This window comes from Hymenobacter crusticola (genome assembly GCF_002154225.1).
Classification (GTDB): domain Bacteria; phylum Bacteroidota; class Bacteroidia; order Cytophagales; family Hymenobacteraceae; genus Hymenobacter; species Hymenobacter crusticola.
In genome coordinates this window covers 31,609-48,288 of the sequence record NZ_MTSE01000028.1, presented here as the reverse complement: position 1 = coordinate 48,288, position 16,680 = coordinate 31,609, and the positions used below count along the sequence as shown (strand labels likewise).

Genomic DNA, 16,680 nt, shown 5'->3' with positions numbered 1-16,680 from the left:
TGCTATATTTTCCGTTTTCTGAGAGGGCCCCTCCTTAGCCTCTCGTTTGCGGAGAATGGTGGCGGTAAAGAGGCTTTTTAGCCTGTTTCAGACGCTGGTTCTATCCAGCAACTTCACCATTGGGAGTTCTGCAACAGCCACGAGCCTTTACAGTACGTTATACGCGTACCTGTAGGACGGTACGCTTCTTGAGCAATGTTCAAGCTATTGGCCAAGCGGCCAACCCGCGTTGCTTTTACAAAGGCGTTGCCGTATTTCTATTTGGTTCGATGAACATTAGTTGGCTGAACTATGCGCAGGGCAGAGGGGCGTTTTGGAGTGCTTTGATCTTGTGCTGGGTTCTAGTTTTTGTACCCGGTTGACTAGAGGGGGACACCCTTTTCAAGGTGGTAGGGGCGCTCTTTTGGAGCGTTGCCCTTGTCTTCTGGCACTGTCAGGGCTATTATATCACCGTGGAGCCGTCGGCCACCTTGTGCTTCCGTAATGGGTTTCGCACGTTTCGACGGCCTTGCGCGCAACTGGCCCGCGTGGAATCCATCAGCGGCTTTTCCTACCAACTAGTGTTGACCACAGGCGAGACGTTTCTGTTTTCGGACCATCCCATCCGGAGTGGGTTTGGGAAACAGCCGGAACGGGCAGGTGAGTTGGCAGTGCTGATCCAAGAGGCTTGTGCTAGGCCCTAACAGCAGCGCCTAATTCACGCCAAAGTACAACGTTGGTCATTGCACGAGAAGAGGCTCAAAACTGCACTGATTCCAAGGCTGAGGTTATAAGCAGCATTATGTTTATCAACTTATCTCAGGATTCAGCCAAAATAACAACGTAGGTGCATTCCTGCTTTTGTCTAACTAGTAGCCTAAGAGAAAAGCAATTTCTTTATAGCTTTCTATCTTTCGTCTCTAACCCTTCTCACGCGTCTTTACCTCGGCAAGACGGTTGAATAACAGCTCTCCTACCACTAAGAGGCTGAATAGGGTGTCATTCACTGGCTATCACGCCACCGAAGTGGGGCCCCGGCCTAGACAGTACTCTACGTCGAATCAGTTGATAACACCGATATGATTCGCTACGATCCTGCTAGCACTAACCCAGTCAGCGCACGACAAACGTAAAGGTGCCTTGCTGCTATGCATGGGCCTTGCCAGGGCCGCTATGCGCGCTATAACATACCAGGTAAAGGCACGCAGTACATGGGCGCGCTGCTCGTGCATGGCGTGAGCTGTTAGTTTCAATACCTAACAAGCCATTGAAGGACGGGCAAGAACCGCATTATGTGGGCTCAATTTCTGAAGTCGGTTATAAGTGTGAAATAGAAATCATAAAAAAATAGTTTATAACAATCGCTTAGCAGATTGCTTCTGGTCCACTATTAAATAGAAATCATTATTCACATCGTTAACCAAATTCTGAATAGAATCTACCCTAGCTATAATTAAGGAATCAGAAATAGAGCTTGAATTAAATCTTAAACGGCGTATAGCTCTACCTATCCCTACGAGCTTAGGCTGAATTGTTTCTTGAAGTAGTTCTCGCTTGCCAGAACCTGGGTAATATTCATCGAACCATAGGTAATAGTTCATTAGCTGAGAACTCCATATTTCAGATGCCGTGATATACTTGTTGTAGGCCATTAGCTGCTCACTTTCAGGTATTTTTATTTTTACCCATTCAGTGTAAGCACGCATCCAGAACATCCTATTCCAAGCATTTTCAACGAACTTAGCTGAGAATTGTCCTCGGTTCGTTTCGACGGATGTGTTGAACGTCTTTATTATTCCTAACCTTCTTAGAGAATTTTCTAACGCCTCAGTTACTTGGTTAAAACCAACGAGAAACAGCCCAACAACGATTAAAACTGCTGTAACTTTTGTATTACGAAAGAACTGAAGTATATCATCAACCTTGGTTTTCTCTTCTTTGTCGGTTCCCATACTATTGGTGTTTGAATTAGCTGTGTGGAGTGATACAGACACCTTCAAGGTATGTATTCTGCTTATTTATCAATCACTGTTCTTTCAACAGGCATCATCAAAAAAGGCTGGCCATTGGCCAGCCTTTCTGCATGTAGAGCAAAACTTATTACTTGACAACCTTATACACTATAGATGTCATTCCACCTAGCCGGCCAGATATAGTGTAGAGCACCATTTTGGCGACTGTCGGGTCTAAATCATTAACTGATTTTGCATATTGTTTAAATATATCGCCGCCCGTACTAGCATTTGGAATAGCCAGATATGTTGGCTCGGCCATTTTGGAGCTACTGACTTGCGCAATTACGCAGGCCAAGGAGTTGTCTTGTTTACGTACTAGGTCCTCTATTTTCACTGTGGTAGTACCGATTGGAAGCTCTGTATCATTCTGTAGGGTATAGCCTGCTTTCAAGTCAAGGCCTTGTGCGCGTTGAGTTTTGAGCCCTTTAGTAGCATAGTTGTATTCCTCTTGTGATGTTGGAGCAATCTTAGGCTTTTCAACTGGTGCGGTTTGAGCTATACAGCAAAGGGAGCCTAGGCAAAAAGAAAAAGCGAGTAATGTTCTTCGCATAGAAGGACTAGCAGACATTGATAAGTAGGTTTTTTGAGGATACTAAGTGAGTTTTGGGTGCAATTAGTGGGCCGCTTATATAGCTTAGTATATGGGTATGCTGCTCGTGTACAGCGTGAGCTACTACTTCCAGTACCTAGCTAGCAAGCCACTGACAAAAAGGTACGACAGCAGTATGTGGGTGCAGTTCCTAAAATCGATTGCAAGCGTAAAATAGCTTAACAGCTAGACTCTTATGTAATAAGCACTGCCGCTTACTTGACATGTTGCAGCATGTTATACACTAGCTGCTGACATATTAGAATCGGTAGAAGCTGGAGCGAAAAACAGGTAAAGTTTACACATTGGGTGTGGCTGTTGTAGAACGCTCAGCTACCAGCCTAATTGGTCATCTTCCCTCTTAAGAGTGGTCTAAAATCCCTGATTAATGTCTTTCTTACATCAGATGCTCGCTTGCACGTACCGCTCCCAAAGTATTGATGGGGTTCTGCAACAGCCACGCTCCCTCGCAGAATGTTATGGATTGTCCTAGTACGTCTCGATAGGGGCGAGGTGATATAGACCTAATTCGACTTTAGTTAAAAGTTTGGTCCCAAAGTCGCATTTGGCCCATGCGCAAACGTGAAACAATGCTAACAGAGCACTAAAATGGTTCTTTTCGGATACCGATGATTGGCTATTCTTCCATTCTCCGTTAACTTGAGAAAAGCTATACTCTAAACGGGTTTATGTAATCAGAATATGGTTAATGCGCTACAAACGGCTTTCCAGTACGCAGCCGAGCTTTGGTAGATGGCAAATGCGACCTCGAGACCAAATTTTTAACCAAGGCCATTTATGCCTTATTCAGCATTCGAGTTGCTTGGCTTCCGGATCGGAGGTTTTACTCTATTTGTCTAGCACTACTTAAGCACAGCATCAAGCTGTGCCAACTATGCCTGCAGCTAGTGACACGTTGGATGGCACGATTTGTTTACGATAATTCACAGCTGCATCTTAAACTAGGACGAGTAACTTGACAGCTTGCAATACAAGATTTCTATAAAGGCTACTAAGTTACTTGCTTCTTTACCAACGATCATCATGCAATTACAAGCAGGTTATTTTATTGAAGAATTAGAGTTAATCCTGCTTGAAGGTGCCATTAGCAGTAACCAGGCTAAGATAGACCTACAAAGTCTACTTCATGAACTCTCGTGGTTTGAGGTGCACGGCAGTACCTTATTCAACGCTACGGCCTCTGACTACGACGCTGTAGACACTCACGCAATTTGGACTGTGGCGGCTAATTTGATCATGCGTGGACTACCAACCCGCGCGCCATTGAGCCTAGCCGCCGCCGTACTTTCGGAAAATTGGCCGGCTAAAACAACATGGTTTAATGAGTCCGGGCAACTAGACTACGATGCATTTGATGAGCGGGGAAGTTTGCGGTTCAAACTACCAGCAGTTGACAAACCAGCCGAGTGGGCCAGTTTACTCTGGCGAGCCCTGCATCCCCTCGACCCAAAGATTCAACCAGGCCAGGCCTTAAACCGCCAAGTAGCACGTTGGCGCAGCGATGGTTTACTCGATAGCAAGGCGGAGCAAGATTTCGCCGCGCTGCTATTGAACAATTATGGCGGCGACGCTTACTTAACACAATTGCTCCTGCCCCAAACCCAACTCTCCGGGCTACTGAGTTGGAGTGCCAATGAAACGGAACACCTGCGCAGGGAGAAAGAAGGCCGACTAGGCGATTTCGTGGCTCAGGCGGCCGACTTTAGTATTTCCTTTCCTTACCCATGGCAGCCCGAGAACGCAGGGTTGAAGCCAGAGGGCAGCCGACACGTATGGCCGAATCAGGTCAACGGCATAGTGCTGGAAGTCGACGGCCCACATCATATCGAGGATGCACAAGCGCAGAAGGATAACCGACGCGACAGCGCGGTCCTGGCTGCTAACTGGTTCCCAATACGCCTGCCAGTGGCTAACCAGAATTTTACCGATGCCGCACAATTACTGTCACCCTTGCGCGAAATAGTGAGCGAAAATCCTTACTTCGCTCAGCTCAGTGCCAATTATCACCAGCCCCTTTTAGATTCTGTCGAAGGCTTGTCAGCCTTGCAACTCACGCTTGGTCCCTTAGCAGTGGCCAGGGTGCAACGCACTTTATTGGAAGCGCTGATAAACGGGACCATCTCTCCTAAAAGACTACCCACCACCGCCAACGACCAACCCCGTCCTTTGCGCCTAGCAGTCGTTGAGCGTGACGTGCCTTGCGCTCAGCAAGGAGTTGCGTTGCTGCTTGAACTGCTCGAACGACTCTATAAGCTGGAAGGAAAGCATAAAGCTGTACCTGTCATCGAACTCCACGTCTTTCCGGCCGCTGCCTTTCACCAGCCCACGCGGCTTACTCATCCGGGCACAGTTGTTATGGAGCATGGCATTGCGCCGAGTGCCGACGACGAGTACGATTTACTATTGGACGTATCGATTTTGCAGCGCTCGGGTTTCTCGCAGGCTCCAGTACTGGCCGGCACCCAGAGTCTGACGATACGCACGGCTCACAGCCCTTGCCAGGCTCGTCGCTTCCGCTCGGCACCGCTCATTGAATATCCCCCGCTGGTGGATTACGACCCTGCCCATGAGACATACGAGGAGAAAACACCAGGGCAAAAGGAGCGGTGCCGCATTTTGGAGTCTTTGGTGCAGGACATTTTTCGCAAGCGGACGCTACGACTGGGTCAGCTCCCGATTATCAGCCGGGGCCTGCAGGGGAAAAGTGTCTTGGGCCTCTTGCCCACGGGTGGCGGCAAGTCCCTCACATTTCAACTCGCGGTGTTGCTACAGCCCGGTGTCGCGCTGGTAGTAACGCCCATCAAGTCGCTGATGCAGGACCAGTACGAAGGCTTGGTGCGCAACTGGATTGATGGCGTCACTTACCTCAATAGCTCAGTCATTGGCCGCCAGCTCAAGGACCACCGGCTGCGTCAACTGCGCGAGGGAGAATTACTGTTCCTCTTCATATCCCCAGAGCGGCTAGTTATTAAGGAGGATTTCCGGGACCACCTTGACCGGATGCGAACGTCAACCCCGCAGGTGGGATTTACCTACTGCGTGATTGATGAAGCGCACTGCGTATCAGAATGGGGCCACGACTTTCGCACGCCTTACCTGAAGTTGGGCGAGAATGCCCGGCGCTTTTGTGGCACCTATTCTGGTAAAGAGGTGCCTCTGTATGGGCTCACCGCCACGGCCTCGTTCGACGTGTTAGCCGACGTGCAGCGGGAGTTACATCTGGATGAAGACCAGTCGGCCATCATTCGCACGGCAACCATGGCTCGGCCCGAACTACATGTGCGAATAGTGCCAGTAATGATTGGCAACCAGGAAGTAGGCGCAGAAGATGAAGAGGGTGAAGCAACAGCAGAAGTAGACAGTAAGGACGTTGGCAACGCCAAACATGAGCGGCTGGAAAAACTATTGACTGAGGTGCCTGCCGCCTTGCTCGCTCTGAACGGACAACCATCATTCATTCCCGCTGCGGATGAGCCGCGTGAAAATACTATTGTGACCCCATTCACGCCGCCACCTCCCTTTGAGGCGTGGCCGGCGGGATTTTACGCGTCAACTCCCAACACCACCAAATTGGCGCAAGCCGGCCTCATTTTTTGCCCTCATAGGAATGGCACAATTGGGGTTCGCCAGGTATACACGAACTTGGAAGCGCTTGGTAAGAGAGGTCTGGCATTAAAGACAGGCTACTTCATGGGCTCCGATGATGATAGCGTTACCAAGGAGGATGACCAGCTTAAAATGCAGAAAATGCAAACTCAGTTTGTCAATAGCGAGCTGAATGTAATGGTCGCCACCAAGGCATTTGGCATGGGTATCGACAAGCCTAATGTGCGCTTTACTGTGCACTACGGCTATCCGGGTTCCATCGAGAGCTTTGTGCAAGAAGCCGGCCGGGCCGGACGCGACCGGGCTGTTGCGCTCAATTACATTCTCTACAATCCGACAGTAGATTTCAAAACCAATAATTTCTTTTTTGAGCGCTCATTCAAAGCCCGTAAACAGGAAGTGCGGGTTCTGCATGAACTGCTGACCTTAATTACCTTCCCCTCCCAGGAATGTAGTGCCCTCAATACTGCGCTAGGTGAAGCTTTCCCGGACCAGGAAATTACTGCGCGCCTCTACACCCGCAAAGGAGCAAAATGGCCCGAAGCCCTATACCTTCAAACTGCCGAAGGAGCAAAGTATGGTCGGATTGTCGTGTCAAATCCCCAAAATCTGTTAGGTTACATAGAGGACAAAGAACCAGCGGCTGAGCCTGTGGTATTGCATCAGGTTATCAATACGGCCATTGCTTTTCTAATGGGCATGAAACCAGTAGAAGCTCGCAGCACTTCCAAGGCGTTTGTGGAGGCGCTGGGCTGCGGAGTGGCCCCTGGTAGCATCGAGGGTATTCTGCCACGACTGGAACGCGTGCAGCATGGCGAGAGGCCCGGCGAGTTAATCGTCGGCTTTAGCAATGGCACCATTCGCGAACTCTGTGAAGACGCAGCCAGATTTAATATTTTGTTTACCGAGAAGGAGCTTGAGAAGCATGCTGGCGCTACCAGCGGGTCTGGCTTTGCTAGTGCTGCCGGCCGGGACATTATTAGTGCAGAGGGGCAGCGAGGTCTGCCTACCGAGTTGGTTAAGCTATTTGAAAAAAAACACGCCAGAATACGGCTGGAAGCCGATACTGCCCGCGCCATCCATCGGCTTTGCTTGCTTGGGGTTATTGAAGACTACACCATCCAGTACACTGAAAAGACGTTCAGAGTAGTTCTAGCACCCAAGCAGACGCCCGAGGAGCTACGCGACACTTTTCAACGGTATCTGGCCCGCTATACTACCCCGGAAAGCGCCAAGGCACAGGCGGAGGCTGTTCTGGAGAATCAGAAGGGGCAGAGCCTTATCGAGAAATACATCGGGGCTCTACTCGATTTCAATGATACCGAAATCAGGGCGAAGCGGGAGCGGTCAATCATCGAAATGGGAGCGGCGTGCGACACGGGCTTAAATCCTAACGAAAATCTAAGCGAGTACTTTGACTTGTACTTTAATTCAAAGTACGCCCGCCATCAATACCTACCAACTGATACTCAACAAGGCAAATATTTCGACCAGAACACTATTTGGAAGTACCTGAATTTCATGGTGGAGCCACCAGATAGAACAGGAAAGGAAAGAGACAACATTAAGCACCTGCGTGGGGCCTGCTCTCGTCTGCTTGCTGCCTCACCGCACAATGGCGCCTTCCTGCTTTTAGGCGCCTTCTCAACCCTGTTTCTAGAACTAACTAAGCATCCTGAAGACCAAGTACAATCATTGATTGAATCAGCTCAAAAGCAGTTGTTCGACGGGTTTCTTAGCTACGATAAATTGGGCACCATGACGCTCACGGAGTTGGTGACCTTTGTGCAGGAATTCGCTCGGGCAACTGGGCGCTATGATACACGCATTGGCGATTATGTGACGGCCAACATAGAAGAGCCCTTACAACTCCAATTGCACACCCGCTGGTTGACAGACTTTACCACCCGTTTCTGCAATATTATACCTTCCCCAGCGCTCGCGCACTAATATCCCCTTTTCATGTCCACTGCATTTACCGCTGCTCTACCGCTCTTGGAGGAGCTCAAAATAAAACTCGGTAACTTAGATACTGCCACTAAAGAGATTGAAAAGGCTCACCAAAATTCTCAGCAAAATCAGCAGGCCGCTACGGACGCCGTTAACGCTAGCAAGCATGTAGTAGAAGCCCAGCGGGAACTAGTAGCGCATCTAGGCCATCAATACCAGATCAGTTTAAGCGAGCAAACGAACTTGCTTCAAACCCATTTAGATGACCTCACTCAGCGTACTGGCAATGAAACCACCCACCAGCTCAATAGCCTGAAACAAGCTGGAACCGCTGTTCAAGAAGTGATAAACAAGGTTCTTGAGCAGCAACCGCAACTGCTGGCAGAAATAGGCGAGCAGCATAGGCGCGGGTTGAACGAACAGCAGGAAGTGTTGCAGAAGGCTTCGCAAGCCTGGGCAACCTTGCTCCATCAGCAAATGCAGACTGAGCTCAAACTACTGCACCAGACAATTGAGACCCTGCAAAAAAACACCCGTACCCAACATGACGAGTTGAGTGCGATAACCAATCAGTTGCAGGTGGCCACGGGCCGCATCACGGCCTTTGCAGAAGCAATGAACGCCGCGAAGTTCTTGACCAAGCTGGAAGGAATTGAATCCTATCAGCAGGAGGTTTTGGGCGGTATCACTACTGGTAATAAAGCAACGGCAGGTAGTTTTAGCAAGCTGGAAATTGCAACAGAAGCTCAGAAGAAGCTAGTTGAATCGGGCTTGCAGGTAATTCGACAGGACGCTGTCAATTTATCGAAACAACAGCAAGCAGACCTTGAGAAAGGGTTAACAGAGTTGCACGAAAGTCAGCATAAGCAGCAGGTGGAAATTCAAGCGGCACTGGATTCGATTAGCATGCAAAACAAGAGGTCGAGCCAACAACAGCTTATAATGCAGGTAGTGATCCTGGTAGCTCTGGTAGGCTTGATACTAATGCGTTTTTTACAATCTTAATTACAGTAGTTCCTAACATGGGGTTGCATACATAATTGGACCAAGCATACTTGAGCCCCCACAGAAATCAGCTGAATAGCGAAGAGAATTTCATTCTTAAATAGCCTACTTGAGTAGTTAGCATCCAGCCAGGTTTAGCCGAAACCGCTGAATTATATTCTCCATCAAACCACAGACTTACAGTTCATAAGCAATCAGTAGTAGCTAAGAGAAAGTTGTTCTATCAAAGCCAACCCAGTACCTTGTAAGCTAGCCGCATACCCTATATACTATTTTAGTGGAAACACCAGAGATACTCTCCTCCTCAGAGCTAGCCTCACTACGCGCTAAGCTTGAAGCTTCACGACTAGAGTTACTGGACTTAGGGCTACGGAATCCGTTACTCAATTTTCGATTATCCAAAGCGCAAGGCGTAGCGGTGGTCCGGGAAGAATCAGCCCCTGTCTTCGATGTGCTAGTACGCCAGGGCAAAACGATGTACTTCCAAGCGGTTCCTGAACTGAGCAAAAAGAAGAGGGAATCAGAGGAACTGGCTTTATTCACTCAAGAGCAAGGAGAACTCGATGAAAACGAAGAATTGGTCTTGCCAGAGATAGCTGTTCTCACGGAAGACGAGCGCCAAGCACTATTAACCGACAATAAGCTGCAAACCGCCGAACCACTAGCCAAGCTGGAACGGCGGCTGCTGAACACCTACTATACGGCCCGCACCAGCTTGGAAGAGCAAGGGGTGAATATTCTCTACCTGGCGCTAGGTATGCTCACTTGGTACGAAGCAGCTAGTAGCAGTGAGGCCCGGCGAGCTCCGTTGATATTGGTTCCTGTAGTGCTGGAGCGTGGCACCGCGGCCGAACGCTTCAAACTAAGCCACACCGGTGCCGATATCGAAGGCAACTTGTCCCTGCAAGCCAAGATGAGAACCAGCTTCGGCGTGGACCTTCCACTTCCGGAGTTCGATGAGGAGTCAGATTTACTTGCTTATTATGCATCTGTTGAGAACGCAGTCAGTGGTCTCGCACGCTGGCAAGTCGACGCCGACAGCATTGCGTTGGGCTTTTTTTCCTTTGGCAAGTTCATGCTCTACCGGGACCTTGACCCAGCGACGTGGCCAGCAAATGCAAGTTTATTAAATCATCCTGCCATCGGTGCTTTATTGGGGGCCGATAAGGGCTTCCGAGATTCGGCACCTTCGATCGGCGATGGGGCCTTTCTAGATACGGAAAGCCCTGCCGCCGAGCTGCACCAAGTGCTGGACGCTGACTCTTCGCAGTTATTGGCATTACTGGCGGTGCACGAAGGGCGCAACCTAGTGGTGCAAGGTCCTCCCGGTACCGGCAAGTCTCAAACGATTGCCAATATGATTGCTGAGGCCATTGGCGCGGGCAAAAAAGTTCTTTTTGTCGCCGAAAAGATGGCGGCGCTGGAAGTAGTGAAGCGCCGCTTAGATGCGCTGGGCTTGGGGGTAGCTTGCCTTGAATTACACAGTCACAAAGCCAATAAGAAAGTTCTTCACGAGGAGCTACGGCAAACGCTAAGCCTGGGGCGCCCTGCAGTCACAGCCGGCGTGGAAGATCGAATGGCCCAACTACCTTATTTCCGGCAGGCTCTCAACGATTACGCACTGGCAGTGAATGCGCCTATCGGGCGAAGCCGCCGCACAGCGCAGCAAGTGGCCGGCGAATTGCTGCGCTTGCGCGAAGAGCGCGGCGAGGTAGCACTGCCACGCCTACCGTTTGCCCAACTGGAAAATTGGACCGATGCTGATGCGGCTCACGCAGAATCCGTCGCGGCGCGTCTGCAAGCCACGCTGCTTAAAACAGGGGTTCCCGTAAAACTACTTTTCTGGGGAAGTAAGCTCACCGTCCTCTTACCGGCGAGTCAGGATTCTATCGGCCAGGCGTTGCGCGAAGCGACAACAACGATACAGGCCCTGATGGCATCTCTAAGCTCCTTAGCTGGATTGCTTAAGTTAGATATTCCAGCGAACCGAGAGGCGGCAGAAGTGGTCGTAATGCAGGCCAAACAAACGCATCGAGAAGCAGAAGTGGTTCATAGCGGTCAAGCGCTGGCCGCCGTGACAGAGCTACTGCACACAGGAGCAACTCTTGCTCGCTTAATGGATGTGCCATTGCCCGAAAGCCGAGTGGCAGCGGCCCAATTACCACCCCTAGCACGCCGAACGCACCAAGAAGGCTTGAGTGCGCACGACCCCGCTTTACGAAATGCGTTGCAAGCCCTGCAGGGGACCGCAGAGGCCTTGGCAGCCCTTATATCGCTGTCCCCACCCTCTGATACGGCAGCGGCGGCAAAGTTACTGACTACCGGGCAAGCTGAATTACGCGAAGCAGTTGCCGCATACAGTGGTCAGGCTGTACAGGCCGTGCGCGCCCTACACCTTAGAGCAGAGCGTGTGGCAGACTTGCTCCACCTTGCTCCACCAACTAACCATGTGGAGGCCCTTGCCCTCATGCCCGTAGCTCGACACGCACAAGCAGCCCCCAACCTGACGGGTATTGCGGTCACGGATGCGTATTGGCGGCTTAACACCTTGCCGTTGCCGGAGGCGCAAATGGCTGCCGAGCGACTGGTGGCCTTACACCGCCAATACGATGCCGTGCTGCAACCAACTGCCTGGAGCCAGTCGTTGCTTACGGAGCGTCAAATCATCTTAACCTATCACTCCAAGTGGTGGCGTATCTTTCACAGCCCTTATCGGAAGGCCCATAAGCATTTGCAGACCTTTTGGCAAATTCCCTTACCCGCAGCAGATGCGATTGTGGCGGGAATTGATGCAATTGAAGAGGCAATGCGCTTAGAGGAAACGCTGCTAGGAATAGCTCCGCTGGCGCAACGTTTGTTTAGGGAATCGTGGCAAAATCGGCAAACTGACTGGACCCGATTGGCGCACGTGAGTCGTTACTTAATTGACACGCACCAAAGGATTGGGGAGGGAATATTGCCGACAGCACTGTTGGAATATTTAGCGGGTGCCCCAGATCCTGCGGCGACAATAAGCCCCATAGCCGCACTAGAGACCGCACTTGCGTCATATCCACGGGCACTGCGAGCAACAGCAGAAGCGCTGGTACCGGCACGTGCCGGCCTGTTAGGAACCCCAGCAGCATGGGATACCCAATATTTTTCCGAACAGATTTCGGTACTGGAGGCCTGGGCAGCAGCTCGTCCACAGCCTGAACAAGTAGCGGCGGGCCTTTCGGCATTAGAAGTCGCTTTGCGACATCAGACCCAGACCTGGCAAAACGTTTCAAACCAATTAAAAGGTGTAGAGTGCTCTGCACTTGCCCCTAACGCCGAAACGGACTCCAAACAGCCTTTCGCGATCCAGCAGGCGGTACTAACGGCCTGGGCAGCGGGCACCCCAGCGCCGGGGGAGGTAGCAGCGGCCTTGGTGGCCTTGGAAGCGGCACTGCTCGTTCACGAAAACGCCATCACAGCAGTCATTACTGTCTGTGCCCAAGCTCCTGACGCGTTGCCTGCCCTAACTACAGGATTGCAGCAACAGTCGCTTCGAGAACAAGATGCCACGCTGGTGGCGTGGCGCACCCGGACTCCTTCCCCAGCTACCATCCTCGCGCTCCTCGCTACGGCCGAGCAGTCATTGGTCGATCAGCACCAGACTCTCGGCGTGGTACTGGAACGCTTGCAGATGGATGAAGCCCGACGGTATGGACCTGGAAACCGCTTGAGTGGTCAGTCATTCACCAACCAATTAAGTGCGTTTCAAGCATGGACCGCAGAATTGCCCGCCCTGCACCTGGTTACGGAATGGAATAACGTGGGCTCCGATGCTTACGCGGCTGGCTTACTGGACTTAGTTGTATTGGGCGAAACGTGGGAGCCCGCGGCTCGGTTCTTGGTTGCCGTCGTTCAACAGACTTGGTTGGAATACTTGCAACGCGTGGCGTATGCGCAGCACCCTGCTCTCATGCAATTTGAGCGGGCCAGCCACGAGGCCACCGCGACGCGCTTTCGGCAGGCAGATAAGGACAGCTTGCTCTTCAATCGCATTCGGGCCATGCGACGGCATCACGAGCAGCTTCCTACTCGGGCGGGGGGAGGACAATTGTCACTCTTAAAAAACGAATTTGCCAAAAAAGCCAGGCATATACCCTTGCGGAAGCTTATGGGACAGGCTGGCCATGCAGTGCAAGCCATCAAGCCAGTGTTCATGATGTCGCCGCTCTCGGTGGCGAACTTCCTACCACCTAGTTCGGTGGAGTTCGACCTAGTAATTTTCGATGAAGCGAGCCAAGTAAAGCCCGTGGATGCGCTAGGCGCAGTTGCCCGGGGCAAGCAATTAATTGTCGTAGGCGATTCCAAGCAGCTGCCACCCACTTCTTTCTTCGACTCGTTGACCGGCGCAAACGACACCGATGAGGAGAATGTGACAGCTGACATTCAAAGCATTTTGGAGCTTTGTAAGGCTCGGCAAATGCCTGAGCGCATGCTGCGCTGGCATTACCGCAGTTTGCACCAATCCTTAATTGCTGCCTCTAACCACCTGTTTTACGAGGATAAGCTGGTTATTTTCCCCAGTCCGGGTGGGAAGGGCCAACTTGGCTTGGTATATCGTCACCTACCTGGAACCCACTACGAGCGCGGCACTACGCGTACTAATCCGCAGGAAGCTGCGGCCGTAGCTGAGGCCGTACTACACCACGCCCGCACCATGCCCCAGCTTACGTTGGGAGTGGTCGCATTTAGCACCGCGCAGCGACAAGCGATTCAGGATGCTTTGGAAATCCGCCGCAAGCAGCATCCTGAAATTGAAGTATATTTCAACCAGCACCCGCACGAGCCCTTTTTTATCAAGAATCTGGAAAACGTGCAGGGGGACGAACGGGATGTAATATTTATCAGCATTGGTTACGGACGTACAAAAGAGGGCTACCTAGCCATGAGTTTTGGCCCGTTGAACGGCGAAGGGGGAGAACGGCGTCTTAATGTATTGATCACTCGGGCCAAGCAGCGGTGCGAAGTGTTTACGAACCTCACGGCTGATGACCTGGACTTAGGTCGTACCCAAGCTAAAGGGGTGGTTGCCTTGAAAACGTTTCTCAACTACGCCCAATTTGGTCGCCTCAACCAGAACGAGGAGACCGGCCGGGAGATGGATTCCCCTTTTGAAGAAGCAGTGTACCGCGCCCTTACGGCCCGTGGCTATACTGTTCGGCCGCAAATTGGTTCGCAGGGATTTTACATTGACTTGGCGGTGGTGGACCCTGACCTACCAGGCCGCTACGTGCTGGGCATCGAATGTGATGGAGCCATGTACCATAGTGCCCGTTCCGCCCGTGACCGGGATCGACTGCGCCAACAGGTGCTCGAATCTGTTGGCTGGCGCCTGCACCGTATTTGGAGCACCGATTGGTTCCGCGATCCACTAGGGGAGATCGAACGTGCCGTACAGGCCATCGAGAACGCCCAACGACTTGCGGCCCACGACGAGCCAGTTAAGGCCAAGGAAATCTTGATTCCCGCAGATTTTGCTCTTATGGATTTGGAGCGAGAGGAGCCGATTCCAGTGGAGTCAACTGCAACCGTGCCTGCCTATACGATAGCGGAACTTCCTTCTAACATACGACAGCAGGAGCTTCATTTGTACTCACTATCTCATTTAGCAAAGTGGGTAGCCGACGTCGTGGCAGTAGAGAGCCCCGTGCATATTGACGAAGTAACCCGCCGGCTCGCATCGGCTGCTGGGGCATCACAGGTCGGTTCGCGCATTCGAGCTAGCGTTGCCGAGGCAGTCCAGCACGCTGTAAGGATGAGTACTGTGCGACTACAGAACTATTTCCTGTGGTCTGCGACAATGGAACCAGCTACTGTTTTGTTGCGTGATCGAAGCAGTTTGCCTACTGTCTCACGTAAGCTGGCCTTTGTTGCTGCCGAAGAAATTGCGCTCGCAGTGCTGACAGTGGTGCGGCAAAGCTTCGCCATTAATTCCGGAGAGGTCGTATTGCCTGCCGCCCGACTTTTAGGATTCGCCCGCATAGGAGATGAGCAACGACAGCAGTTCGAAAACATTACGAAAAGTTTGGTCGCTAATCGCCAGCTTACTGAGATCAATGGTGTTCTTAAAGTGCAGGAGTAGTAATAATTCAGTCCCTTTACATCAAGAATTCAAAGCCACCAGCACTGAATTGGCAAATTAATTTGGTGGCAACTTTCTATCTTTTAGCGTCTTTAATCCAATACTAAATTTCCTGCTGCCTTACTGCGCGGGAATTGTTGATTTCGAACCTATGGGTCTTTTTTCTATTTTTTCTAACAAGGCTGTTAATAGCGGTGGTTACACGTCCAAAACTTATAAGCTGAAAAATATGAAGCTTATTATTAAAGCGGAAAACGTGGACGCGCCCGGAACGAAGGTTTATATTCAGCTATTCACTCGCCCAATCCCGCTGTATGGTGGCACCGTGGAGGCTACCTCACGCCAGATGGCGGACACCACCGAGTTTTTTGCAGACGTGGAAGGGCTGATAAGTTTTATGCATAAGTCGCCCGAACTCGGGAAGCAATCTAGCTACGACGCGCTGAAAAATTCCTGCACTAAGCACATTCAGCAGTATGGCCGCCTTATCGACACTGATTTAGATATGTACCTCTATTGCCTCATGCACATTGTGAATGCAGTGGATGTGGCGTGCATCGGCAAGAACTTCGATGTAAACAAAGGGGCCGCGCTTTTTCAGGAGATGAAGGAAGCCATGTACGAGACGTTTCCTCGCTACATCTTTGTTAACCGCTACAACCCGCTTTCCCCAAACCCTTTTGATAAATATGAATTGGTTCCACTTTCCGAACTGCGCTAAATATCCACACTTATGTCAACTAATCGTACCGCCGCTATTGGCCTCTGCAATGCTGGTATAGCCCAAAAGCGGGCGGGCAGCTATCAGGAGGCGCTTAACTACTACACCCAGGCCGAAAAGCTAGACCGGGGTTTTGCTCAAATCTACATGAACAAGGGCAAACTGCTCCTGGGCTGCGGCTACTACGCCCATGCTTTCTCCAACCTGATGACTTATGGCCACCTACAAATGGTGGATAAAAATTACAATAACCCTAGTGCAAAGCAGGCGGTAGAGGGCAGCAGCATTCCGGCTACGTATGCGCCCGGCTCAAGCAATGCGCAGGTAATGGCTTATTTGGCCATTCAAGGCTCTTTGAAATCAGACGATGGCCAGAAATACTTCTGGCAGACCTACGGGGAAATAAATCTGACCCGTTTTGCTGGAGCCTGCATCTGGGCGCAGCAGCCGGAGAAGGCTGCTCTGTTTGCTGAGCAAATTGAGATTGTCAAAAATATGGTAATGGGCTACGGCGGCAACATTGATGATGAATCCAACGCAGATATGCAAACGACAGGCTTTATTTACCTGACGCGGAACTACATAAAAGCAAAGGCAGGAAACTTCGGCGCCGAATCGTATGACATTTCACCGGAGAAGATACCAGGCTTATATCTTGTAGATAATAATGGTTCATAAG

Annotated in this window: 8 protein-coding genes; 6 read left to right on the top strand and 2 right to left on the bottom strand. The window is 51.0% G+C overall.

What is annotated here, in order from left to right; translation table 11 throughout:
• The first annotated feature begins 386 nt into the window (after positions 1–386).
• A complete protein-coding gene (locus tag BXP70_RS29685; RefSeq protein WP_143436690.1) occupies positions 387–683 on the top strand; it encodes a hypothetical protein in 297 nt (98 codons plus the stop codon).
• Between the two features lie 648 nt (positions 684–1,331).
• On the opposite strand, the gene BXP70_RS25705 is transcribed toward BXP70_RS29685, so the two are convergent.
• Together BXP70_RS25705 and BXP70_RS25700 are read right to left on the bottom strand one after the other, a co-directional pair.
• Positions 1,332–1,931: a hypothetical protein gene (locus BXP70_RS25705; RefSeq protein WP_086596997.1), complete on the bottom strand. Its 600-nt coding sequence runs from the start codon at positions 1,929–1,931 to the stop codon at positions 1,332–1,334.
• 148 nt (positions 1,932–2,079) lie between these two features.
• Positions 2,080–2,562, bottom strand: a complete 483-nt coding sequence (locus BXP70_RS25700) for a hypothetical protein (protein ID WP_143436689.1) — start codon at positions 2,560–2,562, stop codon at positions 2,080–2,082.
• Between the two features lie 1,065 nt (positions 2,563–3,627).
• On the opposite strand from BXP70_RS25700, the gene BXP70_RS30980 reads away from it, so the two are divergent.
• From BXP70_RS30980 to BXP70_RS25675, 5 genes are all read left to right on the top strand, one after another.
• Positions 3,628–8,160, top strand: coding sequence for a DEAD/DEAH box helicase (locus BXP70_RS30980; protein WP_143436688.1), 4,533 nt, complete (start codon positions 3,628–3,630; stop codon positions 8,158–8,160).
• A 12-nt stretch (positions 8,161–8,172) separates the two neighbouring features.
• Positions 8,173–9,165, top strand: a complete 993-nt coding sequence (locus tag BXP70_RS25690) for an SPOR domain-containing protein (protein WP_086596994.1) — start codon at positions 8,173–8,175, stop codon at positions 9,163–9,165.
• 277 nt (positions 9,166–9,442) lie between these two features.
• Positions 9,443–15,280, top strand: coding sequence for a DUF3320 domain-containing protein (locus tag BXP70_RS25685; RefSeq protein ID WP_086596993.1), 5,838 nt, complete (start codon positions 9,443–9,445; stop codon positions 15,278–15,280).
• Positions 15,281–15,509: 229 nt separating this feature from the next.
• On the top strand, positions 15,510–16,001 hold the full coding sequence (locus BXP70_RS25680) for a hypothetical protein (protein WP_143436686.1): 492 nt from the start codon (positions 15,510–15,512) through the stop codon (positions 15,999–16,001).
• A 12-nt stretch (positions 16,002–16,013) separates the two neighbouring features.
• Complete coding sequence (locus BXP70_RS25675) at positions 16,014–16,679, top strand: hypothetical protein (RefSeq protein ID WP_086596991.1); 666 nt, start codon at positions 16,014–16,016, stop codon at positions 16,677–16,679.
• Position 16,680 lies beyond the last annotated feature (1 nt).

Excerpts from the sequence above, each read along its gene's own strand:
- BXP70_RS25700 (WP_143436689.1), bottom strand. The coding sequence starts at position 2,562 with ATGTCTGCTAGTCCTTCTATGCGAAGAACATTACTCGCTTTTTCTTTT.
- BXP70_RS30980 (WP_143436688.1), top strand. The coding sequence starts at position 3,628 with ATGCAATTACAAGCAGGTTATTTTATTGAAGAATTAGAGTTAATCCTG.
- BXP70_RS25680 (WP_143436686.1), top strand. The coding sequence starts at position 15,510 with ATGAAGCTTATTATTAAAGCGGAAAACGTGGACGCGCCCGGAACGAAG.
- BXP70_RS25705 (WP_086596997.1), bottom strand. The coding sequence starts at position 1,931 with ATGGGAACCGACAAAGAAGAGAAAACCAAGGTTGATGATATACTTCAG.
- BXP70_RS25690 (WP_086596994.1), top strand. The coding sequence starts at position 8,173 with ATGTCCACTGCATTTACCGCTGCTCTACCGCTCTTGGAGGAGCTCAAA.
- BXP70_RS25675 (WP_086596991.1), top strand. The coding sequence starts at position 16,014 with ATGTCAACTAATCGTACCGCCGCTATTGGCCTCTGCAATGCTGGTATA.